Origin of the sequence: Pseudomonas sp. HN2-3 (genome assembly GCF_020691745.1) — a bacterium.
GTDB classification, from domain to species: Bacteria; Pseudomonadota; Gammaproteobacteria; order Pseudomonadales; family Pseudomonadaceae; genus Aquipseudomonas; species Aquipseudomonas capeferrum.
In genome coordinates this window covers 1,299,742-1,323,431 of record NZ_CP085704.1, presented here as the reverse complement: position 1 = coordinate 1,323,431, position 23,690 = coordinate 1,299,742, and the positions used below count along the sequence as shown (strand labels likewise).

At 64.5% G+C, this 23,690-nt stretch carries 27 protein-coding genes and 1 riboswitch; of the genes, 5 read left to right on the top strand and 22 right to left on the bottom strand.

Annotated features, from left to right (window positions below; genetic code table 11):
- Positions 1-4: 4 nt before the first annotated feature.
- From LJX93_RS06035 to cobO, 15 genes are all read right to left on the bottom strand, one after another.
- Positions 5-556, bottom strand: coding sequence for a glutathione peroxidase (locus tag LJX93_RS06035; RefSeq protein WP_033700789.1), 552 nt, complete (start codon positions 554-556; stop codon positions 5-7).
- Positions 557-602: 46 nt separating this feature from the next.
- Positions 603-725, bottom strand: coding sequence for a hypothetical protein (locus LJX93_RS27265; RefSeq protein WP_077068591.1), 123 nt, complete (start codon positions 723-725; stop codon positions 603-605).
- Positions 722-1,924 carry an MFS transporter gene (locus LJX93_RS06030; protein WP_033700791.1) on the bottom strand — a complete coding sequence of 401 codons (1,203 nt, stop codon included), beginning with the start codon at positions 1,922-1,924 and terminating at the stop codon, positions 722-724. Before LJX93_RS06030 ends, LJX93_RS27265 begins: the two co-directional genes overlap by 4 nt.
- Before the next feature lie 62 nt (positions 1,925-1,986).
- Positions 1,987-2,391 (bottom strand): MarR family winged helix-turn-helix transcriptional regulator, encoded by a 405-nt coding sequence (locus LJX93_RS06025; protein WP_047581691.1) that lies wholly within the window; start codon positions 2,389-2,391, stop codon positions 1,987-1,989.
- A 60-nt stretch (positions 2,392-2,451) separates the two neighbouring features.
- Complete coding sequence (locus tag LJX93_RS06020) at positions 2,452-3,633, bottom strand: glycoside hydrolase family 5 protein (RefSeq protein WP_400613090.1); 1,182 nt, start codon at positions 3,631-3,633, stop codon at positions 2,452-2,454.
- A 108-nt stretch (positions 3,634-3,741) separates the two neighbouring features.
- Positions 3,742-4,476: an adenosylcobinamide-GDP ribazoletransferase gene (locus tag LJX93_RS06015; RefSeq protein WP_156311325.1), complete on the bottom strand. Its 735-nt coding sequence runs from the start codon at positions 4,474-4,476 to the stop codon at positions 3,742-3,744.
- Position 4,477: 1 nt separating this feature from the next.
- Positions 4,478-5,044: a histidine phosphatase family protein gene (locus LJX93_RS06010; RefSeq protein ID WP_227696835.1), complete on the bottom strand. Its 567-nt coding sequence runs from the start codon at positions 5,042-5,044 to the stop codon at positions 4,478-4,480.
- Positions 5,041-6,096, bottom strand: a complete 1,056-nt coding sequence (gene cobT / locus LJX93_RS06005) for a nicotinate-nucleotide--dimethylbenzimidazole phosphoribosyltransferase (RefSeq protein WP_047581687.1) — start codon at positions 6,094-6,096, stop codon at positions 5,041-5,043. Before cobT ends, LJX93_RS06010 begins: the two co-directional genes overlap by 4 nt.
- Positions 6,093-6,614, bottom strand: a complete 522-nt coding sequence (cobU, locus tag LJX93_RS06000) for a bifunctional adenosylcobinamide kinase/adenosylcobinamide-phosphate guanylyltransferase (RefSeq protein ID WP_227696834.1) — start codon at positions 6,612-6,614, stop codon at positions 6,093-6,095. The genes cobT and cobU overlap by 4 nt, the downstream gene beginning before the upstream one ends.
- Before the next feature lies 1 nt (position 6,615).
- Positions 6,616-8,070, bottom strand: coding sequence for a cobyric acid synthase (locus LJX93_RS05995; protein WP_227696833.1), 1,455 nt, complete (start codon positions 8,068-8,070; stop codon positions 6,616-6,618).
- Entirely contained in the window at positions 8,067-9,059 is a 993-nt protein-coding gene (gene cobD, locus LJX93_RS05990) for a threonine-phosphate decarboxylase CobD (protein WP_047581683.1), read from the bottom strand. Before cobD ends, LJX93_RS05995 begins: the two co-directional genes overlap by 4 nt.
- A complete protein-coding gene (gene cbiB, locus LJX93_RS05985) occupies positions 9,052-9,960 on the bottom strand; it encodes an adenosylcobinamide-phosphate synthase CbiB (protein ID WP_033700800.1) in 909 nt (302 codons plus the stop codon). The genes cobD and cbiB overlap by 8 nt, the downstream gene beginning before the upstream one ends.
- The gene (gene bluB / locus LJX93_RS05980) at positions 9,957-10,607 is read right to left on the bottom strand and encodes a 5,6-dimethylbenzimidazole synthase (protein ID WP_033700801.1); all 651 of its coding nucleotides are present in this window, start codon (positions 10,605-10,607) and stop codon (positions 9,957-9,959) included. The genes cbiB and bluB overlap by 4 nt, the downstream gene beginning before the upstream one ends.
- On the bottom strand, positions 10,604-11,899 hold the full coding sequence (locus LJX93_RS05975; RefSeq protein WP_227696832.1) for a cobyrinate a,c-diamide synthase: 1,296 nt from the start codon (positions 11,897-11,899) through the stop codon (positions 10,604-10,606). Before LJX93_RS05975 ends, bluB begins: the two co-directional genes overlap by 4 nt.
- Positions 11,896-12,507, bottom strand: coding sequence for a cob(I)yrinic acid a,c-diamide adenosyltransferase (cobO, locus tag LJX93_RS05970; RefSeq protein WP_095064096.1), 612 nt, complete (start codon positions 12,505-12,507; stop codon positions 11,896-11,898). Before cobO ends, LJX93_RS05975 begins: the two co-directional genes overlap by 4 nt.
- 119 nt (positions 12,508-12,626) lie before the next feature.
- Positions 12,627-12,849, bottom strand: a riboswitch (cobalamin riboswitch).
- 160 nt (positions 12,850-13,009) lie between these two features.
- Here cobO and LJX93_RS05965 point away from each other — a divergent pair.
- The gene (locus LJX93_RS05965; RefSeq protein ID WP_227697293.1) at positions 13,010-14,326 is read left to right on the top strand and encodes a PQQ-dependent sugar dehydrogenase; all 1,317 of its coding nucleotides are present in this window, start codon (positions 13,010-13,012) and stop codon (positions 14,324-14,326) included.
- A gap of 40 nt (positions 14,327-14,366) precedes the next feature.
- On the opposite strand, the gene LJX93_RS05960 is transcribed toward LJX93_RS05965, so the two are convergent.
- From LJX93_RS05960 to LJX93_RS05940, 5 genes are all read right to left on the bottom strand, one after another.
- Positions 14,367-14,903, bottom strand: coding sequence for an NlpC/P60 family protein (locus LJX93_RS05960; protein ID WP_033700806.1), 537 nt, complete (start codon positions 14,901-14,903; stop codon positions 14,367-14,369).
- A 138-nt stretch (positions 14,904-15,041) separates the two neighbouring features.
- Positions 15,042-15,683, bottom strand: coding sequence for a C40 family peptidase (locus tag LJX93_RS05955; protein WP_033700807.1), 642 nt, complete (start codon positions 15,681-15,683; stop codon positions 15,042-15,044).
- Positions 15,684-15,810: 127 nt separating this feature from the next.
- Positions 15,811-16,518, bottom strand: a complete 708-nt coding sequence (gene hda / locus LJX93_RS05950; RefSeq protein ID WP_027595859.1) for a DnaA regulatory inactivator Hda — start codon at positions 16,516-16,518, stop codon at positions 15,811-15,813.
- A 150-nt stretch (positions 16,519-16,668) separates the two neighbouring features.
- Positions 16,669-17,742 carry an AI-2E family transporter gene (locus tag LJX93_RS05945; protein ID WP_033700808.1) on the bottom strand — a complete coding sequence of 358 codons (1,074 nt, stop codon included), beginning with the start codon at positions 17,740-17,742 and terminating at the stop codon, positions 16,669-16,671.
- Between the two features lie 12 nt (positions 17,743-17,754).
- Positions 17,755-18,810: a DUF2066 domain-containing protein gene (locus tag LJX93_RS05940; protein WP_033700810.1), complete on the bottom strand. Its 1,056-nt coding sequence runs from the start codon at positions 18,808-18,810 to the stop codon at positions 17,755-17,757.
- 631 nt (positions 18,811-19,441) lie between these two features.
- Between LJX93_RS05940 and purM the strand changes: the two genes are divergently transcribed.
- The 4 genes from purM to LJX93_RS05920 all read left to right on the top strand — a co-directional run bounded on the left by purM (position 19,442) and on the right by LJX93_RS05920 (position 22,228).
- Positions 19,442-20,500, top strand: a complete 1,059-nt coding sequence (gene purM / locus LJX93_RS05935) for a phosphoribosylformylglycinamidine cyclo-ligase (protein WP_033700811.1) — start codon at positions 19,442-19,444, stop codon at positions 20,498-20,500.
- Positions 20,500-21,153: a phosphoribosylglycinamide formyltransferase gene (gene purN, locus LJX93_RS05930; protein ID WP_047581673.1), complete on the top strand. Its 654-nt coding sequence runs from the start codon at positions 20,500-20,502 to the stop codon at positions 21,151-21,153. Before purM ends, purN begins: the two co-directional genes overlap by 1 nt.
- Positions 21,154-21,161: 8 nt before the next feature.
- On the top strand, positions 21,162-21,872 hold the full coding sequence (locus LJX93_RS05925; protein ID WP_033700814.1) for a DUF3108 domain-containing protein: 711 nt from the start codon (positions 21,162-21,164) through the stop codon (positions 21,870-21,872).
- A 173-nt stretch (positions 21,873-22,045) separates the two neighbouring features.
- Positions 22,046-22,228 carry a hypothetical protein gene (locus LJX93_RS05920; protein ID WP_033700816.1) on the top strand — a complete coding sequence of 61 codons (183 nt, stop codon included), beginning with the start codon at positions 22,046-22,048 and terminating at the stop codon, positions 22,226-22,228.
- Positions 22,229-22,273: 45 nt separating this feature from the next.
- On the opposite strand, the gene LJX93_RS05915 is transcribed toward LJX93_RS05920, so the two are convergent.
- Positions 22,274-22,813, bottom strand: a complete 540-nt coding sequence (locus LJX93_RS05915; RefSeq protein WP_033700817.1) for a DUF2058 domain-containing protein — start codon at positions 22,811-22,813, stop codon at positions 22,274-22,276.
- A 24-nt stretch (positions 22,814-22,837) separates the two neighbouring features.
- A complete protein-coding gene (gene mazG, locus LJX93_RS05910) occupies positions 22,838-23,671 on the bottom strand; it encodes a nucleoside triphosphate pyrophosphohydrolase (RefSeq protein ID WP_095064094.1) in 834 nt (277 codons plus the stop codon).
- Positions 23,672-23,690 lie beyond the last annotated feature (19 nt).

The following is a 23,690-nucleotide window of genomic DNA, read 5'->3' as shown; positions in this document are numbered from 1 at the left end:
AGCACTACGGCTGCGATGCGATGGCCTTCTCGATCGCAGCCCTGAAGGCGGGGTCATCCGGCTTGGTCAGGCTGGAAAAATTGCCGATCACCTTGCCCTTGCGGTCCACCACATACTTGTAGAAGTTCCACTTCGGCGCACTGCTCTGGTTTGCCAGCTCGCTGAACAGCGGTATCGCATCCTTGCCGCGTACCGCCTGGGCCTTGGTCATGGTGAAGGTCACGCCATAATTGGCGTAGCAGACGTTGGCAATTTTTTCGCTATCGGGGTCTTCCTGCTTGAAGTCGTTGGAGGGTACACCGAGCATCTCCAGCCCCTGCTCGTGGTACGCCTTGTACGTTGCCTCCAACCCCTCGAACTGCGGCGCGAACCCGCAATAGCTGGCCGTATTGACCACCACCAGCGGCTTGCCGGCAAAGCGCTGACACAGGTCGACCTGCCCCTTGCCACGCAACTCCGGCAGGCTGCCCTGCAACAAGGCGGGGCAATCCGCAGCCCAGCTCGACGTGGCGGCAAGCAGGCCCAGCACAGGCACCATCAACCAATGTGCACGCATCGTTCGTTTCTCCGGCAAGACAATCCATGAACTTGCAGGGTAGCGCTTAACAAACGCTCATGCCCAGTTGCATCAACGCCAGCCCACCCTTGTGCCAGCCCCACCCTACCAGCGCCAGCAGAGCGACAGCGGCAGCGGCCAGCAGCCCCTGGGCCAGGTAGCGGTTCATGCGGCCTGGGCCTGCAGGCGGGCGACCGGGCGCTCACGTACTGGCCAGCTGAGCGCCGCAGCCAGCAGGCTGAGCAGTACCGAAATCTGCCAGACCAGGTCGTAGTTGCCCGTGCGGTCATACACCACCCCGCCCAGCCAGCCACCCAGGAAGGCGCCCAACTGGTGGAACAGGAACACGATACCGCCCAGCATCGACAGGTTGCGCACGCCGAACAACGTCGCCACCGTGCCATTGGTCAGCGGTACGGTAGACAACCAGAGCAAGCCCATGGCGATGCCGAACAGGTAGGCACTGACCTGGGTCACGGGCGCCCAGAGGAACAACACGATCACCACCGCGCGCAGCAGATACAACCCAGTGAGCAAGCGCGGCTTGGACATGCGCCCACCCAGCCAGCCGGCGGTGAAGGTGCCCACGATGTTGAACAAGCCAACCAGTGCCAGCACCGTTGTGCCCGTGGTGGCTGCCAGGTGCTGATCGACCAGGTAGGCCGGCAGGTGCACCCCGATGAACACCACCTGGAAGCCGCAAACGAAGAAACCCAGCGCCAGCAACCAGAACCCCGAATGCGAGCAGGCCTCACGCAAGGCCTGGCCCAGGGTCTGCTCAGCGCCATGGCTAGGCAACGGGCGGTCGCGCAACATGCCGACCAGCGGCACGATCAATGCCACCAGCAGGCCCAACACCAGCAGCGCAGTGGACCAGCCCAGCCACTCAATCAGGCCAAGCGTGCCTGGCAACATGGCGAACTGGCCGAATGAACCGGCAGCACTGGCAATCCCCATCGCCATGCTGCGTTTCTCGGCAGGCACGGCGCGCCCGACCACACCCAGGATGACCGAGAATGAGGTGCCGGAAAGGCCGATGCCGATCAGCAGCCCGGCACTCAACGACAACGACCAGGGCGAATCGGCCATGCCCATCAGGATCAACCCGACGGCGTACAGGATGCCGCCGATGATCACCACCCGCGCCGCACCCAGGCGGTCGGCCAAGGCACCGGCGAACGGCTGCGCCAACCCCCACACCAGGTTCTGCAAGGCGATGGCGAAGGCGAACACCCCACGCCCCCAGCCAAAGTCGGCGCTCATCGGCCCCAGAAACAGGCCAAAACCGTGTCGCACACCCAAGGACAGCGCCAGAATCAGCGCTGCCCCCATCAGTACCCACCCGCTGGTTCGCCACACCGAAGTCATTGTCGTTATCTCCAGCACATCGCAAGGTTTACGGGTATATACCCGTTTATAGTCGTATCACTTCAGGCCAGCTGTTCCAGCAAACGTACCAACTCATCGCGCTGCCCAACACCCAGGCGCTCGACCAGCAGCTCCTGAGCCTGCTCCCAGGCCGGGTAAGCCGCCTGCAACAGCGCCTTGCCTGGCTCGGTCAGCAGCACCACACGGTTGCGCTGGTCGTCGCCGCCTGCCAAGGCCACCAGGCCATCGGCTTCCAGCACGCGCAGGTTGCGCCCCAAGGTGCTGCGCTCAAGGCCCATGGCCTCGGCCAAGCTGGTAATGCTGGGGCGGTCGAGGCGCTGCAAGTGGCGCAACAGGGAAAACTGGGCGACATTGACGCCGAAGCCGGCAAGGGCCTCGTCATAATGCCGGCTCACCCCACGGGCGGCTCGACGTAAATGGGTGCAGATGCATTCACTGGTCAACATGGATACGTGTATATACCCGCGTCATGAGTGTTGCAAGAAATTTCAACTATCAGCGAAAGGTCATTCAGGCTTCAGGCGTTTGCTGATCGGCTCGAATTCCGCCGTAGCCTTGCGTGCCAGAGGGTCCGGCGCGCCCTGATCAATGGCTTGCCAGTAGCGCCACGGCACCTTGGCACTGCCCAGCTCGTAGTCCATGCCATCCCAACTGTCTTCACGGAAGCTGTAGAACGCCCAATGCAACTTGTTGCTATCCAGCACCGTGAGCACGTCTTCCAGGTAGCGCTGGCAGCCTGGCAACCGGCGCATGCAACCGAACTCCCCCACCACCAGGCGTGAGCGTGGCACGTGCATCGCTTCGCTCCAGGCCAGCGGTTGTTGCAGGTATTGCTGCACACGCTGGCCATCCCACTGCTGCGTCAGCCCGGCGAACGGTACAGGGCCGGGGTAGGCAAAGGGTTGCTTGCGCGTCATGTTCGGCGCACTGGTGGCGGAATAGGGTTCGTACATGTGTACGCTGTACAGCACCCGGCTGTCTGTCAGCGGCGCGGGCCAGTAACCAAAAGCATCGGCGGCGGCATACCAGCCTGCATCGACCATGATCGGTGTGTCTGGGTCCTGCTCACGGATGGCCGCCACCAATTGCTCATACAGCGCTGGCAAGTCGCGGGCGCTACCCTGCGCTTGTGCATACCAGCGCTTCATCTGCTCAGGGGCAGCATGTTCGGCCAGACCGCCCTGTTTTTCAGGCGCAGGTTCATTGATCAGGTTGTAGGCCGCGATGGCGGGATGGTCCTTCAATTCACGCGCCAGGTCCCGCCAGAACGCAGCGGCCTGCGACCAGTAGCGTTTGTCTTGCCAGAGGCGGTCGTCGAACTGGCCCTGGTTGTTCTGCGACCAACGCATGCCAGGCAGGGAAAGGGGGGCAATGACGACCTTGAGCCCGGCCCGATGAGCACGGTCGAGCACAGCCCGCAGCTGCACCAGATCGGTTGCGGCCAGGCCTTGATAGTCATCAGCGCTACCCAGCAGGAAGTCGCGCTGCGCCGGCTGCCACTTGTCATAAGACAGCCGAACCCAGGTAGCGCCATAGGCACGCAAGGCATTGAAGTAGGCTTGGTCGGGAGCCAGCCGATTGAAACTGTTGCCGCCGTGGCGGGGCGTATTCCAGAAGCTGATCAGATCAGCAGCGGTGACGGGCAAGGCGAGAAAAGCAAACAGGCTGGCAAAGATCCAGTGGCGCATAAGGGGCCTCCCTGGCCGCGTGAATGGGAGGCCGATGATAAGCCCAAGTCCATGATGGGCGTGGCTGCGGTTACGTTGCTGGAAGTTTCTTCGCCCTGCTGCAGTCGCTCAGAGAGCGAGTGCCAGCCCCACCACCACGGTCAGCTCCAGCAACTCCAGCATCGCCCCGGCGGTATCGCCGGTCGTGCCACCCAGACGCCGGCACATGACGTGCCGCAGCCAGGCGAACACGCCCAGCACCGCCACCAGTACCCAGATCACGGGCCAACCACCAACGGCAAGGCACAAGACGGCGCTACCCAACAAGACCCACCCGGCAGCAGCACGTGGCAAATGCTCGGCCAGCGCCTGCCCCAACCCCCCGGGCCTTACGTAAGGCGTGCAGAGGAACAAGCCAAGCATCGCCGCCCGGCCAACCACCGGCGCCAGGATCAGGTCCACCCCCACCCCATGCTCGACCAATGCCCACAAGGCGCAGAATTTCAACAGCAGCACCAGCACCAGGGTCACCACGGCAATCGGTCCGCTGCGGGGGTCCTTCATGATCTGCAGCGTGCGTTCACGGTCACCGAAACCACCGAGCCAGGCATCGGCGCTGTCGGCCAAGCCGTCCAGGTGCAGTGCGCCACTGAGCAACACCCAGAGCGTCAGCAGCAGCGCTGCATGCAGGGCCGTGGGCGCGCCGTGCAGAAGATCGCTGGCCAGCCACAGCAGCAGGCCGAACAGCAACCCTACCAGGGGGTAGCACAACAGCGAGCGGCCCACCTGGCGTGGCTCGGGCATACCGGGCAAGCGCACCGGCAGGCTGCTGAGGAACTGCAAGGCAATCCAGAACGCCAGCATGTCAGTGCGCCTCGGCCCATTGGCCGTCGTCACGCAGCACCAGGCGGACCAATGCGCCGTGGGCAACCTCCACCTGCAGCAAGTGCTCCCTGGGCATGCCACGCGCCCGGGCCAGCAAAAGGCGCATCACGCCGCCGTGGGTGACCAGCAGCACACGCTTGCCGGCATGCTGCTGGCCCAGGCGCTCGACGCCAGCCAGAACGCGCTCGGCAAACGCCTCGACCGGCTCACCGTTGGGCGGCGTACACGCGTAAGGATCCGCCCAGAAACGCCCCAGGGCGTCGGCCTGGTCTTCCATGATCTGCGCCGCGCTGCGCCCTTCCCAATCACCGAAATGCAGCTCCTGCAGACCCGCCTCGCGCTGTACCGGCAGGTGTAGCCGTGCCCCCAACTCGTCGGCAAACCGTGCACAACGCTGCAAGGGCGAGCTGACCAGCACTTGCCATGGGCCAGCCTCGGCGACGGCGTCACGCATCTGCGCCCAGCCCTTTTCGGTCAGGGCATCGTCAAGGCTGCCACGCAGGCCACCTTGCTCCGTTTCGCCGTGGCGCAGCAGGTCGAGGATCATGCCGGGCGGTCCGCCACGGCGGCCTCGGCAAACGTCGCCATCTGCCCGTGCAGTGCGCAGGCCAGGCGCAACAAAGGCACCGCCAGGGCGGCACCGCTGCCCTCACCCAGGCGCAGGCCCAGCGCCAGCAGCGGTTCGGCCTGCAGTGCTTCGAGCAGGGCCTTGTGCCCTGGCTCCGCGCCTTGGTGGGCAAACAGCAGCCATGCCCGGCACTGCGGGTTGAGGCGCACCGCCACCAATGCGGCGACACTGCAGATGAAGCCGTCCACCAGCACCGCGATACCCTCTTGCGCGCAGGCGATGTAGGCGCCGGCCAAGGCGGCGATCTCGAAACCGCCAACGCATGCCAGCGCCTGCAGCGGGTCGTCAGCGCGCAGACCATGCAGGATCAGCGCACGCTCGATGACTTCGGCCTTGTGCCGCACACCGGCGGTGTCCAAGCCAGTGCCTGGGCCGCTCAGCTCACGGGCCGGGCAACCCAGCAGGTTGCTGGCCAGGGCGGCGGCGGCGGTGGTGTTGCCGATGCCCATTTCGCCGCCGATGAACAACTGCGCACCCTGTTCGGCCGCCCGCAGGGCGCTGTCACGGCCCGCCTCAAGCGCGGCCTGCAACTGGCGCTCGGTCATCGCGGGCTGGCGGGCGAAGTTGGCGGTGCCGGCGCCCAGGCGCAAATGCCTCACGCCGGGCAGCTCCAGCGTAGGGTCGATGGTACCGAGGTCGACCACGTCCAGGCTGGCGTGCAGCTGGCGGGCCAGCACGCTGATCGCCGCGCCACCGCCGACGAAGTTGCGCAGCATCTGCCCGGTCACCGCTTGCGGGTAGGCTGAAATGCCTTCCTCGACCACGCCGTGGTCACCGGCGAAAATGGTGATGGCCAGCTGGTCCAGTGCGGGCCGCTCACGGCCTTGCAGGCCCGCCAGGTGCACAGCCAGGCCTTCCAGCTGGCCGAGCGAACCGGCAGGTTTGGTCAGCTGCTGCTGACGGGCGCGGGCCTGGTCCATGGCGGCGTTGTCGAGGGGTTGGCAGGCGTCACGCCACCAGGCTTGAGTCATAGTGCAGGTCCTTTGAGCATAAGGGGCAGGCCAGCCACGGTCAGTACCACGCGCTGACAGCGCTCGGCAACGGCCTGGTGCAACCAGCCGGCCTGGTCGACATAGCGCCGGGTCAGTTCGCCCATGGGCACCACACCCAGGCCGGTTTCGTTGCTGACCAGAATGAGGGTACCCGGCAACTGCTCAAGGCAGTCGAGCAGCGCATCACGCTCCTCGGCCAGGCGCTGGTCGTCGTCGAGCATCAGCAGGTTGGTCAGCCACAGGGTCAGGCAATCCACCAGCAGGCAACGCCCTGCGGCTGCTTCGCGGCGCAGCACGGCAGCCAGCGCCAGGGGCTCTTCAATCAGCCCCCAGTCGGCAGGCCGGCGCTGGCGATGCAGGCGCACGCGTTCGTTCATTTCGCCGTCCTGCGGCTCGCTGGTGGCGATGTAGGTCACCGGCAGGCCGCTGTCGCTGGCCAACTGTTCGGCCAGGCGGCTCTTGCCGGAGCGCGCGCCACCAAGGATCAGGTTGCGCATTTCAGGCGACTCCACACAGTGTGCGCAGGTGCGCGGTGTCCAGGTGCTTTTCCACCAGGTCCGCCAGGCGCTCGATATCACGTTCGCGCAGGGCCTGGTAGTCGATGGTCTGTGCGTCCGCCAGCCCGGCCCAGCGCAACAGCGCGGCGCACGACTCGCTGCCTTCGAACAGGCCATGCAGGTACGTGGCGAGGACCTGCCCGTCGGCACTGATGGCACCGTCGCAGCGCCCCTCATCAAGCTGCACGGCAGGCTGTTCCAAGGCCGCGCCTTGGGTAACGCCGGCATGGATTTCGTAGCCGGACACCGGCGCCTGTTCCAGGTTCAAGGTACCGGTGACGTTGCGCAGTTGCTTGTCGGCCTCCAGCACCGTGGCGTATTCGAGCAGCCCCAGCCCTGGGCTGGAGCCCGCCGGCCCTTCCAGCCCCAGCGGGTCGTGCACCTGCGTCCCGAGCATCTGCAAACCGCCGCAGATACCAATCAGCTTGCCGCCGTAGCGCAAGTGGCGGGCAATGGCGGTATCCCAGCCGCGCTCGCGCAGTTGCGCCAGGTCGCCACGCACGCTTTTCGAGCCGGGCAGGATGATCAGGTCCGCAGGCGGTATCGGTTGGCCTGGCCCGATGAATTGCAGGTCGACCTGTGGGTGCAGGCGCAGCGGGTCGAAGTCGGTGTGGTTGCTGATGCGCGGCAACACCGGCACGATCACCTTCAATACACGCTCATGCTTGGCTGCCTGGCGTACATCTATGCCGTCCTCGGCCTCCAAGTGCAGGTCGGTGACATACGGCAACACGCCCAGCACCGGCTTGCCGGTGCGCGCTTCCAGCCAGTCCAGGCCCGGCTGAAGCAGGGCGATATCACCGCGAAAGCGGTTGATGACAAAGCCCTTGACCCGTGCCTGCTCACTCGGCGACAGCAATTCTAGAGTGCCAACAAGGTGCGCGAAGACCCCGCCCCGATTGATATCGGCCACCAGAATCACTGGGCAGTCCACCGCTTCGGCAAAGCCCATGTTGGCGATGTCGCCGGCACGCAGGTTGATCTCCGCAGGCGAGCCTGCACCTTCGACCATGACCACCGGGTACGCAGCGCTCAGGCGCTGGTGCGAGGCCAGCACGGCCTGCATGGCGGTGGCCTTGTAGTCGTGATAGGCCACTGCATTCATGCTGGTGACCGCGCGCCCGTGGATGATCACCTGGGCGCCGGTGTCGCTGTTGGGCTTGAGCAGCACCGGGTTCATGTCAGTGTGCGGCGCCAGCCGGCAAGCCTGGGCCTGCACGGCCTGGGCCCGGCCAATTTCGCCACCGTCGGCGGTCACCGCGCTGTTGAGCGCCATGTTCTGCGGCTTGAACGGCACCACGCCGACGCCCTGGCGCAGCAGCCAGCGGCACAACGCGGTCACCAGCGTGCTCTTGCCGGCATCGGAGGTGGTGCCTTGCACCATGAGCGTGGTCATGCCGTTTCCTTTTGATAGTCGGCCAGGGCCCGGGCCAGGCGTTGTTCGTCCGCAGCGCAGGCAGGCAAGCCCAGGCGCACGGCGGCCGGCAGCGCGAACAGGCGAACCAGGATGCCGTGCCGGGCGAGAAAGTCATGCAGGTGCGCGGCACGTTCGCTGCGCACGTACTGGAACAGGTCGCAGCCACCGCTCGGGGCCAGGCCGGTGCTGCGCAACAAGGCCGCGAGCCGCTGGCTGCTGGCGGCGCAGCGGTCGATCTGCAACAGGTGGGCGGTGTGGTCGGCAAAACAGGCCTGAGCCAGCACCCGCGTCGGGCCACTGACAGTCCAAGGGCCAAGCAGCTCTGCCAGGCGCTGCAGCAGGCTTGCTTGAGCCGCCACGAAGCCCAGCCGGACACCGGCCAGGCCAAAGAACTTGCCAAACGAACGCAGCACGATCAGGCCTGGCCGCTCGGCGCAGTCGACCACGCTATGAGCGGGGGTGTTGTCCATGAACGCTTCGTCGACCACAAGCCAGCCTCCGCGGGCTGCCAGGCGGCCATGCCAGTCGAGCAGGCGCTCGCGGCTGACCTGGCGGCCGGTCGGGTTGTTGGGGTTGACCAGCACCAGCACATCGAGGCTGTCGAGCGCGCCCTCGACCTCGGCTTCATCCAGCTCCAGCAACTGATGCCCTGCCCGCTGCCAGGCGTGCGGATGCTCGGCGTAGCAAGGGGTCAGCACGCCAACCCGGCCAGCCGGGCGCAACAACGGCAAGGCCTGGATCGCGGCCTGCGAGCCGGCTACCGGCAGTAGCTGGCGAGTGCCGTAATACTGCCGCGCGGCCTCTTCCAGGCCGTCTTCGGTTTCCGGCAGGCGCGCCCAGGCGTCGAGGGGAATCGGCGGGATCGGGTAAGACCAAGGGGCGATGCCGCTGGACAGGTCGAGCCAATGTTCACGCGCGATGCCGTATTGATGCACCGCACGCAGCAGACGACCACCGTGTTCAAGCATTCCAGTAAGCCCCCAGGCAAATCACCAGTACCCACAGCCACACACCCCGCTGCACCAGGCTCCAGCCGCGCTCGATGGCGTCGGCATCGGCCATCGGCCCTTCGCCCAGGCGCGGCCGCTCGTGCAGCTCACCGTGGTACACCGCCGGGCCGCCAAGTTCGACCGCCAGCGCGCCGGCACCGGCTGCCATCACCGGGCCTGCGTTGGGGCTGTCCCACAGTGGCCCCTGGTTGCGCCAGCAGGCCAGGGCCAGGCGAGTCTTGCCGAGCAGCGCGTAGGTCAGCGCCACCAGCCTTGCGGGAATATAGTTGAGCACATCGTCGATACGCGCCGCGCACCAGCCAAACCGCTCGAAACGCTCGTTGCGATAGCCCCACATGGCATCCAGGGTATTGCTCAGCCGGTACAACACCACACCGGGCGCGCCAGCCAGCACAAACCAGAACAGCGCGGCAAAAACGGCATCGCTGCCGTTCTCCAGCACCGACTCGGTGGCTGCCCGGGCCACGGCGGGCTCGTCCAGCTCGCGGGTTTCGCGGCTGACCAGGTAGCCGACCCGCCGCCGTGCCTCTTCCAGGTCGCCTTGGCGCAACGCGTTGGCCACCGGCAACACATGCTCGCCAAGGCTGCGCAGCCCCAGGGCGCAATACAGCGCCAGCACGTCCACCAGCCAGCCGATGTACGGCAGCCAGGACAGGATCAATGCGACCAGGGTCAGCGGCACCACGGCAATGAACCAGGCGCTCACCCCGTGGCTGCGCCAACCGCGCCCGCCAGCGTTCAGGCGGCGCTCCAGGTTGGCGGCCATGTTGCCGAACGCCACCAGTGGATGGCGCCGTTGCGGCTCGCCCAGCAAGGCATCCAGGGCCACCCCGGCCACGGTCAGCAAGGCAACGCTCATGGCCGCTCTCCCCATTGGTTGTGATACAGCATGTCACTCAAGGGGCGTTGTTCGGCCCAGTTTTCCTGCACCAGCATTGGCGCCGGATAGAATTCGGTCACAGGCCCCAGGCACAGCACGGCCACCGGCTTGGCGCCGGCAGGCATGCCCAGCAGCTCGGCCAGGGCCAGCGGGTCGAACAACGACACCCAGCCCATCCCCAGGCCTTCGGCTCGCGCCGCCAGCCACAGGTTCTGGATGGCGCAGGCCAGCGAGGCGAGGTCCATTTCCGGCAAGGTGCGACGGCCGAAGATGTGCGGCTCGCGCTGGTCCATCAAGGCGGCCACCAGCAGCTCAGCACAATCGTTGATGCCTTCGACCTTGAGGGCCATGAACGCATCGGACCGTTCACCCAGGGCATCGGCGGTGCGTACCCGCTCCTCCTCGACCAGCGCCTGGATGCGCTCGCGCAGGCCACGCTGGGTGATACGGATGAACCGCCAGGGCTGCATCAGCCCGACGCTGGGGGCCTGATGCGCCGCGGCCAACAGGCGACCAAGCAGCGCCGGGGCCACCTCGCCACCGGCAAAATGACGCATGTCGCGGCGCTCGCCGATGGCCCGGTACACGGCGGCGCGCTCGGCGTCGCTGAAAGCGTGTTGACTCATGGTCGCAGCAGCGCCGCCGCCGCGTCAGGGTTGGAGGGGAAGTAGAAGTGCACGTAGGATGCCGTCAGACGTCCCAGGCGATACACCGCCTCGTTGCCACGCCCGCCGTTGGGGCTCAGGCCACGGGCGATCGGTGTCAGCTCGGTGCTGGTCAGGGAGTGGTGGTAGGTATGCCCACGCAGGGTACCTTCCGGCAGCTCCACGGCCTGCAAGGCCAGGGCTGCAAGGCGTTTCTGCATGGTCGCCTCGCCCGCCAGCAAACCGAGCAGTTCGGCACGCTCCCCCGCCACATCGGTCAGTGCGTCGAGCAGGTAGAGCATGCCGCCGCATTCGGCCAACAAGGGCTTGCCCTGCCCGTGATGGTCACGGATCGCCGCGCACATGGCGGTATTGGCCGCCAACGCGTGGTGGTGCAGTTCGGGGTAGCCGCCCGGCAGGTAAAGGCTGTCCACGGTTGGCAGTTCACGGTCATGCAGTGGCGAGAAAAACACCAGTTTCGCGCCCAGGTTGCGCAGCAGGTCGAGGTTGGCACCATAGGTGAACGCAAACGCCTCGTCCCGGGCCACGCCAATGCGCACACCGGCCAATGACACGGCGGCCGGCTGTGGCTCGGGCTCGGCAAACGCCACCGGCGGGGGTAAAGCAGCATCGCAACTGGCACCCAGCGCCTCGGCCGCAGCATCCAGGCGGGCATCCAGGTCGTTCAGTTCGCTGGCCTGGACCAACCCCAAGTGACGGCTGGGCAGTTCGATACCGCGTTCACGCGACAGGCCGCCATACCAGCGCAACCCCTCGGTCAGGCTGCCTTCGAGCAGCTGCGCATGGCGCAGGCTGCCGACCCGGTTGGCCAGCACACCGGCAAACGGCAGGTCGGTCTGGTAACGCGCCAGCCCCAGGGCCAGGGCGCCAAAGGTCTGGGCCATGGCCGTGCCGTCGATTACCGCCAGCACCGGCACGCCGAAGTGGCGCGCCAGGTCCGCGCTCGACGGCGTACCGTCGAACAGCCCCATGACCCCTTCGATCAGGATCAGGTCGGCCTCCCCGGCTGCGTCCCACAGCAGGCGGCGGCTTTCCTGGGCGCCGATCATCCACAGGTCGAGCTGGTAGACCGGCGCGCCGCTGGCACGTTCGAGGATCATCGGGTCGAGAAAGTCGGGCCCGCATTTGAACACCCGAACCTTGCGCCCAAGGTTGCGGTGCAGGCGGGCCAAGGCGGCGGTGACGGTGGTCTTGCCCTGGCCGGAAGCCGGCGCTGCAATCAATACCGCCGGGCAGTGTCGCATCTGAGTCACAGTTCGACGCCTTTCTGCGCACGGATACCCGCCTGGAAGGCGTGCTTGAGCATGCCCATCTCGGTGACGGTGTCGGCCAGCTCGATCATTTCAGGCTTGGCCGCGCGACCGGTGACGATCACGTGCTGCATCGGCGGGCGGGCCTGGATGTCGGACAGCACCTGGTCGAGGTCGAGGTAACCATGCTTGAGGGCGATATTGAGTTCATCGAGCACCACGAACTGCACGGTCGGGTCCTGCAGCAGCTGGCGCGACACCGCCCAAGCGGCCTCAGCGGCGGCGATGTCACGCTGGCGGTCCTGGGTCTCCCAGGTAAAGCCTTCGCCCATCACATGATAACGCACCTGCTCGGGAAAACGCCGGAAGAACAGCTCTTCGCCAGTGCTGTTGCGGCCTTTGATGAACTGCACCACGCCGCACTGCATGCCATGGCCCAGGGCACGGGCGAGCATGCCGAAAGCTGAGCTGCTCTTGCCCTTGCCATTGCCCGTCAGCACCAGCAGCAGGCCGCATTCGTTGGGGGAATTGGCGATACGCTCGTCGATGATCGCCTTTTTGCGCTGCATGCGCGCCAAGTGGCGTTCGTCGCGTTCGGTGGGTTCGCTCATCAGGGGTCTCCGCAGGCTGACGCCACGCGAAAGGCGGCGACAGGTCGATAGGCAGGCAGACACAGAGCGCGCAGGAGCAGTGGCCGTAGGCCACGGTGCACCGCGCATCACCCTCCGTGATGCCGTTGGCTGTATCAGGCCGGTCTCCGGGCTTGCGAGCGGGCCTTGGCCCGGGCCTGCGCGCCTTCCCGGATGCTGGCATCCAGTGGCTGTGCGCGACCTTTGACTCACCTACCGTTGCGGGGGCAGCGCCGGAATCGCGCCTTTGCTGGCGCCCACCGGCTTCCCAGTTTCACCCTGCTCAGACGAGGCTGGCAGGGCACCTGAAACACGCCGCGAAGGTTAGAGGGTTGGGGCGGGAGCGTCAATCGAACGGGGCGCAGGAACGAAGATAACCACTGAGCATGGCCTTGCGCAGCCGGGTGTTATTCGCCCCGGGCTGAACCAGTCATGTTGCGCCGTGCTATGAATAATGAAAGATCATCTCCTGAGGGCATTGAACATGCGCCACATCGGCTACGTCTTACCCTGGGCGATCAGTGCCTGCCTGGTGGGCTGCGGCGACACAGCACTGTTGAACGTCAGCGAAGGCAGTGGCCCCTCGCCGCAGTTGCCAGAACCCCATGCAACGCTGATTCCGACCATCAACATCGCCCCTGCCATCGGCTGGCCGGACGGCGGCAAGCCCAAGGCTGCAACGGGCACGCAGGTAGCGGCCTTCGCCGACAAACTCGACCACCCTCGCTGGCTCTATGTACTGCCCAACGGTGACGTGCTGGTAGCCGAAACCAACGCGCCGCCAAAACCCGAGGACGGCAAAGGCCTGCGTGGCTGGGCCATGGGCAAGGCGATGAAACGTGCCGGCGCCGCTGTACCCAGCGCCAACCGCATCACCCTGCTGCGCGATGCCGATCATGATGGCGTCGCAGAAATTCGCAGTACCTTCCTGGAAGGCCTGAATTCCCCATTCGGGATGGCGTTGGTGGGCAAGGACTTCTATGTGGCCGACACCGACAAGCTGCTGCGTTTTCACTACGAGCCCGGGGCCATGCAGATACGCGACAAGGGCCAGCAGGTGGTCGAGCTACCGGGCGGGCCGCTCAACCATCACTGGACCAAGAACGTGATCGCCAGCCCAGATGGCAAGAAACTCTACGTGACGGTTGGCTCCAACAGCAATGTGGGGGAAAACGGCCTGGACAAGGAACAAGGGCGGGCGGCGATCTGGGAGGTGGACCCGGCCAGCGGCCAGCAGCGTTTGTACGCCAGCGGCCTGCGCAACCCCAATGGCCTGGCCTGGGAGCCACACAGCGGCGCACTGTGGACGGCAGTCAACGAGCGTGACGAAATCGGTAGCGACCTGGTGCCGGACTACATTACCTCGGTCAAGGACGGCGGCTTCTATGGTTGGCCCTACAGCTACTACGGCCAGCACGTAGACCAGCGGGTCCAGCCACAGGCGCCGCAAAAGGTCGCCCAGGCACTGGTGCCGGACTATGCCGTCGGCCCGCACACGGCTTCACTGGGGCTGACGTTCGCCAAGCCAGGTGTGCTGCCAGCGCCTTTCGGGCAAGGCGCATTCGTGGGCCAGCACGGGTCATGGAATCGCAAGCCACACAGTGGCTACAAGGTGATTTTCGTGCCGTTCGACAGTGCCGGCAAGCCTGTCGGCAAGCCCGTCGACCTGCTCACCGGGTTTCTGGATGGCAATGGCAAGGCCATGGGCCGGCCGGTGGGCGTGATCAACGATCAGCGCGGTGGGGTGCTGGTGGCGGATGACGTGGGCAATATGATCTGGCGGGTGAGCGCTGCGCGGTAACGGTGAGTCAAGGCGGCCTTGCCGGGCCGCCTTCAGGCGATCAGGGGTTTTGCGCCAGATGCCCCTGGGGAATCACCCGCTTGGCCTGCAGGTAAGCCTTGGCCCAGTAACTGTTGGACAGGTAGTCCAGACGCACCGTGCCACCGGTGGACGGTGCGTGCACGAAACGCCCCTCCCCCACGTAGATGCCGGCATGGCTGACCTGCGACCCGCCGCTGGTGGCAAAGAACACCAGGTCACCTGACTGCAGCGCCTTCGCATCCACGGTCGGCGCACGCATGACGATCATCTCCCGCGTCGAGCGCGGCAAGCTGATGCCAGCGGCATCCCGATAGACATACTTGATCAGGCCACTGCAATCGAACCCGGAGTCAGGCGTATTGCCACCCCATCGGTAAGGCGTGCCCACCAGCCCGATCGCGCGGATCAACACGTCGTCGGCAATCGGCGAAGCATCAGGCAGTTGGCTGTAGGAGACCTGCGGCTTGACCACAGGGGCCGGCGCAGGCGCGCGGCTGGAGCAGGCAGCAAGCAATGCCACCAGGGAGAGGAATGCGAAGCGCGCCATCATTACCATGGCCAGAACATCCTGTCTGAGACCGCTGGACCGCAGCCGAAAAGTGTTGAGAATTTAGATTAGACGCTTTCTGTAAATGCGCACGGCGGCGAGCTTTTTTAAAGCATCGCCGCCGTGGCACGGTACATCATCTGGGTATCAGTTGCGCGCGATGTTGGTCGGCGCCATCGCCAAGGCTCGCTTGGCTTCGATGAAGGTCTTGCTCCAGTAGCGATCACCGAGGCTGTCGATGCGCACACCACCGCTGCGGCGGCTGCTGGAGTGGATGAACTGGTTGTCACCCAAGTAGATGCCGGCATGGCTGACCCGGCCGCGGCCATTGGTGCTGAAGAACAGCAGGTCGCCTGGCTTGAGCTTGTTACGGGCCACTTTCGGGGCATCGACGTTGATCATTTCACGCGTCGAACGCGGCAAGGTCATGCCGGCTTCTTCGCGGAACAGGTAACCGATGAAGCCGCTGCAATCGAAGCCTGACTTCTCCGAGGTACCACCGAAGCGGTAGCGGGTGCCGATCAACGCCATGCCGCGCTCGAGAATGCTGTCAGCCAGAACCGGCAGCTGATAAGGCTTGCTGTTGCTGGAGAAGGCCGCCAGATCATCTTCGGTGGCCAGCTCTTCCGGTTCGCCGAATACGGACGAAGGCGAGGCTTTGGCCTTGAACGCCGATTGGGCGTCGATCGGGGTGTGATCCTGGGGCTGGGATACCGGGCCTTGGGCCGCGCAGCCGAAAAGCAGGGTCACGAGTGCGAGGGGCACGAGGGGTGCGAAGCGCTTTAGCATGGGCACGACCGTGTCTGTAATCCTTTAGAAGGGGGAAACTATGCCCTCTATCATGGCCATTTGCAAATTTTATCGAAAAAGATGTGACTTTTTCGTTTTTCCGCTCTAGCCCAGGATTTTCAGGGGCTTACCAGCCCAGGGTTTCTTTCAGGAAAGGGATGGTCAGCTTGCGCTGCGCCTGCAGCGATGCCTGGTCGAGGCGTTCGAGCAGATCGAACAGTGCGCTCATGCTGCGGGTACCGCGGGTAAGGATGAAATGCCCGACCTCATCGGTGAGGTGCAGGCCACGGCGCGAGGCACGCAACTGCAAGGCACGCAGCTTGTCTTCATCGGACATGCCACGCATCTGGAAGATCAGTGCCAGGGTCAGCCGCGACTTGAGGTCGGCGAGCTTGATGGGCAGCTCGCGCGGCGAGCTGGAGGCCGCCAGCAGCAAACGACGGCCACTGTCACGCAGGCGATTGAACAGGTGGAACATGGCCTCTTCCCAGTCGGCCTTGCCAGCAATTACATGCAGGTCGTCAATGCACACCAGCTCGTACTGTTCGAGGTGATCGAGCAATTCGACACCCCGCTCGAGCAGTTGCGCCAACGGCAAGTAAACGGCGGGTTCGCCCAACTGCTGGAAGCGGTGGGTGGCGGCCTGCAACAGGTGGGTGCGGCCGACACCCTGCTTGCCCCACAGGTAGATGAGGCTCTCGGTCCAGCCGGCGTCGGCTTCGCATAGGCGCTCGACGTAGCCCAATGCCGCAGCATTGGCGCCCGGATAGTAGTTGATGAAGGTGGCGTCATCGCGCAGGCGCACACCCAGGGGCAACTGGATCGGTGGTTTCATGCTCGCGGGCGGTCGCTGGGACCACAGGGGGCCTTTGGTGGACAGTGTGCAAAGTCTATACCCGCAACGCGGACGGCACAATCAGGGAGCAGAAGAGCACAAGCAAAATCAAAGGCTTGCGACCTGCCCTGCTCGGTCTGACTGGGTAATTTACAACTGCGGATCGACATCGGCGTCATACATGTCCGACTCTTTGTACAGATCATGCACATGACGTAGCAGCACCATGATCACTGCCGCCACCGGCAGCGCCAGCAGCACACCGGTGAAGCCGAACAACTCGCCACCGGCAAGAATGGCGAAGATCACTGCCACCGGGTGCAAGCCGATACGGTCGCCCACCAGCAACGGCGTCAGCACCATGCCTTCCAGCGCCTGGCCGACCATGAACACCGCAACGATGCCCAGCATCGGATACAGGTCGCCACCGAACTGGAACAGGCCGGCGACCAACGCCGCACCAATACCGATGATGAAGCCCATGTACGGCACGATGGCTGCCAACCCCGCCAGCATGCCGATCAACAGGCCGAGTTCGAGCCCCACCAGCATCAGCCCTGCCGAGTAGATGACGCCCAGCGCGAGCATCACCATCAATTGGCCGCGGACGAACGCGCCCAGGACTTCATGGCACTCTTGCGCCAACCCCACTATTTGCGACTCGCGCTGGCGCGGCAGCAGGCTGCGCAACTTGGCCATCATCAGGTCCCAGTCACGCAGCAGGTAGAACCCCACCACCGGGATCAGCACCAGGTTGGCCAGCCAGGCCATCAAGGCCAGGCTCGAAGCCGTCGCCTGGGACAGCACGATGCCGACGATGTCGGTGGTCTGGCCCATGTGCTCGCCAATGGCTGCCTTGATCTTGTCGAACTTCCAGAAGCCATCGGCCAGGCCAAGGCGGTGTTGCACCCAAGGCAACGCCTGATGCTGCAACCAGTCGAGCATCTGCGGCGCCAGCTCGTACAGGCGCAGCAGCTGCTTGGCCAGCATCGGCACCAGCACCAGCAGCAGGGCCATGAACAGCAGGGTGAAGAGACTGAACACCACCACCACGCCCCAGGTGCGTGACAGCCCCAGGCGCTCCAGGCGGTCAACCAGAGGGTCTGCCAGATAAGCCAGCAGAATACCGATCAGAAAGGGGGCAAGAATGTTGTGCAAGCTATATAGCAGCACGGCGAACAGCAGTGCCGCACCCAGCCAGATCCAGCGGCGCATATCGGTCACGGTCGGTACTCCTTACCAGCGAAAACGCAGGCCGTCGAACGGCTTGGGCACTGCGGGCTGCTCTGCGGCAGCGCCAGGTGCAGGCGCGGGGACCACGGGTGCAGCGGGGACCTGCTCGGCCGGCACTTCCTGCAGCTTGGCCAGCCCCAGTTGGGCACGCAATTGTTCGCGGTTGGCGGTGACACCGTAGGTCAGCGTGCTGCCTTCGGCCATCTTCAGTCGCGCGCCGTACGGTTCGAGCACCCGGCTCAATTCGGCGTAGCGCTGCAGGTTCATCCCCTGCACCTGGAGCTGCAGCTGGCTGCTGGCACCAGGGCGGGTCACATAGCGCGGCGCCAGGCGGCTGCTCACCGCCAGCATCACCGCGTCGGCCAAGGCCGCCTGGTCGGCGCCCTCGGCATTACCCTGCTCGCGCTGGTCACCCACCCACAACTGCCATCTGCCTTGCCATTTGCCATCCGCTTCATGGGCGTGGACCGCCAGCAGTGCATCGGCCGCGTAGCGCTCGGACGCTTCGCGCAGCGGCGCTGGGTCACTGGCCTCGATTTGCTTGGCGTTGGCCACCAGTTGCTCCTGCAGGTCGGCCAGCGGCAAGCGCAATGGCAAGCCTCGGTGCTGTGCCGCACGGCGCAGTGGCTGGGCAGTGGCCTGGCCGTCGCCGACCAGGTTGCTACCTTCGACGCTGTCGTTAAGCCACCAGCCGATGATCGACGGCCGGTTGCTGCCCCACAGGGCCAGGCCGGCCTTGCGCAAGGCACGTTCGGTACTGCCGGGGTCGAACTCGACCAGCACCGATTCGGGCGGGCCGGCTTCGGTACCGACCTGGTTGATGATTTGCTGCGGGTCCTTGCGCAACTCCGCCAAAGCCGGGTTTTGCGCCGCTTTCGGGTCGCCGGTCAGGCGCAGAATCAAGGTATCGAGGGCCTTGCCGGTTGCCTGGGTACGGGCTTCGGCGCCCTGCCCTGCAAGCGGCTCACGCACTTGGTAGAGCCCGGAGACGGTTTCGGCCTGGGCGGCGACAGCCACCAGGGCAAGGCATCCCGCTGCCAGATTTTTGAGAAGATGCATGAAGGATTCCTGTCCAGAAACTAGGTGAAACGGGCCGTTAACGTGCAGACTGTGACCGCGGTGGAATGACAAATGCTCCTGCGCGCGGGGCCTTTCGCATGATCGTCCTGTCTATACCTTATACAGCGCTTCGCGCGGCAACCAGTCGCAGACAGTGAAAGGATGGTTTTCTTTGGGGTTTGTCTTGAGTCAGGCGGTGGGGCTGACATCGAGCGCCGCCCGCGCGGCGCATCGCGAGCAAGCTCGCTCCCACATTTGTTTCGGGCCAGTGAGGCCTGTACCATTTGCGCGCGACCGCCTTGTTTGTACGACGCGATATTGATGGTAGCGCCAAAGGGGCGCGCGCCAATGGCTGCGCTCGATCTCATAGGCGACACAACTTTCAAACCATCCGCTTCACGCCTCAATTCGCCCACCTCCCCAAAAAACCCAAGCAAGCCCCCTCCCCCCATCACCTTTTTAACGCTTTCGACCCCTGCCCGTCGGCCTGAGGATGGCCGCTGCACGGCAACCCTGATAAAATCGCGCGCCTTCGCAGACCTCTGACGTTTCAGGCAGCCGCCGCTTACACAGCCGGCCTTGGCCGTCATGGTCGTTTTTAAGAATCCCTCCCTCCTAAAGGCCTGGATCAATGAGCAAGCAACCCTCCCTGAGCTACAAGGACGCCGGTGTAGACATCGACGCCGGCGAAGCACTGGTCGAACGCATCAAGGGCGTGGCAAAACGCACCGCACGCCCTGAAGTCATGGGTGGCCTGGGCGGCTTCGGCGCCCTCTGCGAGATCCCGGCCGGCTACAAGCAGCCGGTTCTGGTCTCCGGCACCGACGGCGTCGGCACCAAGCTGCGCCTTGCCCTGAACCTGAACAAGCACGACAGCATCGGCCAGGACCTGGTCGCCATGTGCGTCAACGACCTGGTGGTATGCGGTGCCGAGCCGCTGTTCTTCCTCGACTACTACGCCACTGGCAAGCTCAACGTCGACGTCGCCGCCACCGTAGTCACCGGCATCGGTGCCGGCTGTGAACTGGCCGGTTGCTCGCTGGTCGGTGGCGAAACCGCCGAGATGCCAGGCATGTACGAAGGCGAAGACTACGACCTGGCCGGCTTCTGCGTCGGCGTCGTGGAAAAGGCCGAGATCATCGACGGCTCCAAGGTTGCCACCGGTGACGCGCTGATCGCCCTGCCGTCTTCCGGTCCGCACTCCAACGGCTACTCGCTGATCCGCAAGATCCTCGAAGTGTCCGGCACGGACATCGAAAACACCCAGCTCGACGGCCAGCCACTGACCGACCTGCTGATGGCGCCGACCCGCATCTACGTCAAACCGCTGCTGCAATTGATCAAGCAGACCGGCGCAGTCAAGGCCATGGCCCACATCACCGGTGGCGGCCTGCTGGACAACATCCCGCGCGTACTGCCAAAGAACGCCCAGGCCGTGGTCGACGTGGCCAGCTGGCAGCGCCCGGCGGTATTCGACTTCCTGCAGGCACAAGGCAACGTTGACGAGCATGAAATGCACCGCGTACTGAACTGCGGCGTTGGCATGGTCATCTGCGTGGCCCAGGACCAGGTCGAAAACGCCCTGAACGTGCTGCGTGCAGAAGGCGAACAGCCTTGGGTCATCGGCCGCATCGAGCAGGCCGCAGAAGGCGCCGCCCAGGTCGAGCTGCAGAACCTCAAGGCACACTGATGCCGAGCAAGACCTGCAATGTAGTGGTACTGCTGTCGGGTTCCGGCAGCAACCTGCAAGCCCTGATCGACAGCTGCAGCAGTGAAGACAGCCCGGTGCGCATCCGTGCGGTGGTTTCCAACCGCGCCGATGCCTACGGCCTGCAGCGCGCTGCAGCCGCTGGCATCGATACCGCCGTGCTGGACCACACCGGCTTCGACGGCCGCGAAGCTTTCGATGCGGCGCTGATGGCACGCATCGACGGCTTTGCGCCCGACCTGGTGGTGCTGGCCGGTTTCATGCGCATCCTCAGTGGCGGTTTCGTGCGCCACTATCAGGGCCGCCTGCTCAATATCCACCCGTCGCTGCTGCCCAAGTACAAGGGCTTGCATACCCATCGCCGGGCTCTGGAGGCAGGCGACGCCGAGCATGGCTGCAGCGTACACTTCGTCACCGAGGAACTCGATGGCGGCCCACTGGTCGTACAGGCTGTGGTACCGGTGACGTCGGACGACACCGCTGAAAGCCTGGCCCAGCGGGTTCACCACCAGGAACACCAGATCTACCCGCTGGCGGTGCACTGGTTCGCCGAAGGACGCTTGCGTCTGGGTGAACACGGTGCGTTACTGGATGGCCAGCCTCTGGCGGCCAGCGGTCACTTGATTCGACCCTAGGAGAATATATGCGTCGCGCCCTGCTTTTGGCTCTCGCCGTGCTCGCCCTGCCCCTCCAGGCAGCTGATCTGAAGCCTTTCTCGGCCAGTTACACCGCCGACTGGAAGCAGCTGCCCATGAGCGGCACCGCCGAACGCAGCCTGGTCAAGAATGCCAATGGTACCTGGGACCTCAATTTCCGGGCTTCCATGATGATCGCCAGCCTGACCGAGCAAAGCACCCTGCGCCTGGAAAACGACACCCTGCTGCCGCAGAAGTATCACTTCGAACGTGGCGGCCTGGGCAAGGCGAAGAAGGTCGACCTGAACTTCGACTGGAACAGCAAGAAAGTCACCGGTAGCGACCGCGGCGATGCCGTCAGCCTGCCGCTCAACCGCGGCGTGCTCGACAAGTCGTCCTACCAGCTGGCGCTGCAGCATGACGTGGCCGCCGGCAAGAAGAGCATGACCTACCAGGTGGTCGACGGTGACGAGATCGACACCTACGACTTCCGCGTACTGGGCACCGAGAAGGTCACCACCAAGACCGGCCAGGTCGATGCGGTCAAGGTCGAGCGCGTGCGCGACCCGAGCCAAAGCAAGCGCATCACCGAGCTGTGGTTCGCCAAGAACTGGGACTACCTGCTGGTGCAACTGCGCCAGGTCGAAACCGATGGCAAGGAGTATGTGATCGTGCTGCAGGATGGCACGGTCGATGGCAAGGCGGTGAAGGGTAACTGATCAACCGCAGCCTGAAGCACCTGCAGCCCCGCCTTGTGCGGGGCTTCTTTTTGCCTGGCCGCCCTTACATGAAACTTGTTTCATGCCCGTTTTATTTACTTAGGCTGCTAACAAACTCTATAAAGAAGACCTGCGACACAGTGCCGCAGCCAACTGAAAAGTGGAGTTTACCGATGACAGTCCAAGTAACCGAACGCGACGAATCGAAAATGTCCCACGAAGGCCTGGCCGCTGGCGTGCGGATCTGGGATGTGCACCAGCAGGGCCAACTGGTCGGAATGTTTCACAACGAACATGAAGCCCACCAGTATCGGGTAGAGCTCGAAGACCTGGAAAACCTGCGCGCCACGCAATGACACCGCCTTCAAAAGAAAACCCCGCCTAGGCGGGGTTTTTCATGCTTACCACATCAGGTCGTCAGGGATCTTGTAAGCCGCATAAGGGTCATCCTCGTTGGCCTCTTCGACGTGGGTGTTGAGCAGCAGCACGCGATGCGGGTCGCGCTCCTGGATCTTCACCGCCGCCTCACGCGGAATCACCTCGTAGCCGCCAGCGAAAGAGACCACCGCCAGCGAGCCATTGCTCAGCTTGCTGCGCATCAGGGCATTGACGGCAATGCGCTTGACCTTCTTGTCGTCGACGAAGTTGTAGTAGTCCTCGCTGTTGAGCTTGGGCAGGCGAGTCGCTTCGATCAACTGCTTGACCTGCGCGGCACGGGCCTTTTGCTCGGCCTTTTCCTGCTGCTGGCGGTTAAGCTCCTGGTCACGCTTGGCCTTGTCAGCCATGGCTTCCTTGGCGAGGCGCTGCTGGGTGTCATCCACCTCGACCTGGCCTTTGTGCTCCAGGCGCTTTTGTTTCTTTTCGGCTTTGTTGGTCTGCGAGACCTGTTTCTGGTTGACCAGACCGGCTTTGAGCAATTGGTCGCGAAGGGAAAGGCTCATGAATTCACTCACTTATGCAACAGCTCAGCCGCAGCTGGGCAGGTTCTTTTCCTGACGTTTGGCTTCACCCCAAAGGGCATCCAGCGCGTCAAGGCTACAATCTTCGATGGGCCGACCGCTGTCGCGCAATGCCTGTTCGATAAAGCGGAAACGTCGCTCGAACTTGCGGTTGGCGCGGCGCAGGGCATGCTCCGGGTCTTGCTTGAGGTGGCGGGCCAGGTTGACGGTGGCGAACAGCAGATCGCCGACCTCGTCTTGTAGGGCATCGGCATCACCGTCGGCCATGGCCTGCAGGACTTCATCCAGCTCCTCGCGGACCTTGTCCAGCACCGGCAATGCGTCAGGCCAGTCGAAACCGACCGTGGCCGCACGCTTCTGCAGTTTGGCTGCCCGCGACAGCGCCGGCAATGCCGCAGGCACATCATCGAGCAGCGACAGCTGTTCAGGCTCGCTCTTTTCGGCGCGCTCTTCGGCCTTGATCTGTTCCCAGCGCAACTTGACCTCGGCCTCGCTCAGGCTGGGCGTGCCCACCGGTGCGTACAGCTCGCCGGTGGGGAATACGTGCGGGTGGCGGCGGATCAGCTTGCGGGTGATGCTGTCGACCACCCCGTCAAAGGCGAAACGCCCCTCTTCCCGGGCCAGTTGGCTGTAGTAGACCACCTGGAACAACAGGTCGCCGAGCTCGCCCTGCAAGTGCTCGAAATCGCCGCGCTCGATGGTGTCGGCGACCTCGTAGGCTTCTTCGAGGGTGTGCGGGACGATGCTGGCGTAGTCCTGCTGCAAATCCCACGGGCAGCCATGTTGCGGGTCACGCAGGCGGGCCATGAGGTGCAGCAGGTCTTCGAGGGTGTAGGTCATTAAGCAAGGTCCTCCGGTG

Coding starts and splice junctions, on each gene's coding strand:
- LJX93_RS06035 (WP_033700789.1), bottom strand. CDS start 556: ATGCGTGCACATTGGTTGATGGTGCCTGTGCTGGGCCTGCTTGCCGCC.
- LJX93_RS27265 (WP_077068591.1), bottom strand. CDS start 725: ATGAACCGCTACCTGGCCCAGGGGCTGCTGGCCGCTGCCGCTGTCGCT.
- LJX93_RS06030 (WP_033700791.1), bottom strand. CDS start 1,924: ATGACTTCGGTGTGGCGAACCAGCGGGTGGGTACTGATGGGGGCAGCG.
- LJX93_RS06025 (WP_047581691.1), bottom strand. CDS start 2,391: ATGTTGACCAGTGAATGCATCTGCACCCATTTACGTCGAGCCGCCCGT.
- LJX93_RS06020 (WP_400613090.1), bottom strand. CDS start 3,633: ATGCGCCACTGGATCTTTGCCAGCCTGTTTGCTTTTCTCGCCTTGCCC.
- LJX93_RS06015 (WP_156311325.1), bottom strand. CDS start 4,476: ATGCTGGCGTTCTGGATTGCCTTGCAGTTCCTCAGCAGCCTGCCGGTG.
- LJX93_RS06010 (WP_227696835.1), bottom strand. CDS start 5,044: ATGATCCTCGACCTGCTGCGCCACGGCGAAACGGAGCAAGGTGGCCTG.
- cobT (WP_047581687.1), bottom strand. CDS start 6,096: ATGACTCAAGCCTGGTGGCGTGACGCCTGCCAACCCCTCGACAACGCC.
- cobU (WP_227696834.1), bottom strand. CDS start 6,614: ATGCGCAACCTGATCCTTGGTGGCGCGCGCTCCGGCAAGAGCCGCCTG.
- LJX93_RS05995 (WP_227696833.1), bottom strand. CDS start 8,070: ATGACCACGCTCATGGTGCAAGGCACCACCTCCGATGCCGGCAAGAGC.
- cobD (WP_047581683.1), bottom strand. CDS start 9,059: ATGCTTGAACACGGTGGTCGTCTGCTGCGTGCGGTGCATCAATACGGC.
- cbiB (WP_033700800.1), bottom strand. CDS start 9,960: ATGAGCGTTGCCTTGCTGACCGTGGCCGGGGTGGCCCTGGATGCCTTG.
- bluB (WP_033700801.1), bottom strand. CDS start 10,607: ATGAGTCAACACGCTTTCAGCGACGCCGAGCGCGCCGCCGTGTACCGG.
- cobO (WP_095064096.1), bottom strand. CDS start 12,507: ATGAGCGAACCCACCGAACGCGACGAACGCCACTTGGCGCGCATGCAG.
- LJX93_RS05965 (WP_227697293.1), top strand. CDS start 13,010: ATGCGCCACATCGGCTACGTCTTACCCTGGGCGATCAGTGCCTGCCTG.
- LJX93_RS05960 (WP_033700806.1), bottom strand. CDS start 14,903: ATGGTAATGATGGCGCGCTTCGCATTCCTCTCCCTGGTGGCATTGCTT.
- LJX93_RS05955 (WP_033700807.1), bottom strand. CDS start 15,683: ATGCTAAAGCGCTTCGCACCCCTCGTGCCCCTCGCACTCGTGACCCTG.
- hda (WP_027595859.1), bottom strand. CDS start 16,518: ATGAAACCACCGATCCAGTTGCCCCTGGGTGTGCGCCTGCGCGATGAC.
- LJX93_RS05940 (WP_033700810.1), bottom strand. CDS start 18,810: ATGCATCTTCTCAAAAATCTGGCAGCGGGATGCCTTGCCCTGGTGGCT.
- purM (WP_033700811.1), top strand. CDS start 19,442: ATGAGCAAGCAACCCTCCCTGAGCTACAAGGACGCCGGTGTAGACATC.
- purN (WP_047581673.1), top strand. CDS start 20,500: ATGCCGAGCAAGACCTGCAATGTAGTGGTACTGCTGTCGGGTTCCGGC.
- LJX93_RS05925 (WP_033700814.1), top strand. CDS start 21,162: ATGCGTCGCGCCCTGCTTTTGGCTCTCGCCGTGCTCGCCCTGCCCCTC.
- LJX93_RS05920 (WP_033700816.1), top strand. CDS start 22,046: ATGACAGTCCAAGTAACCGAACGCGACGAATCGAAAATGTCCCACGAA.
- LJX93_RS05915 (WP_033700817.1), bottom strand. CDS start 22,813: ATGAGCCTTTCCCTTCGCGACCAATTGCTCAAAGCCGGTCTGGTCAAC.
- mazG (WP_095064094.1), bottom strand. CDS start 23,671: ATGACCTACACCCTCGAAGACCTGCTGCACCTCATGGCCCGCCTGCGT.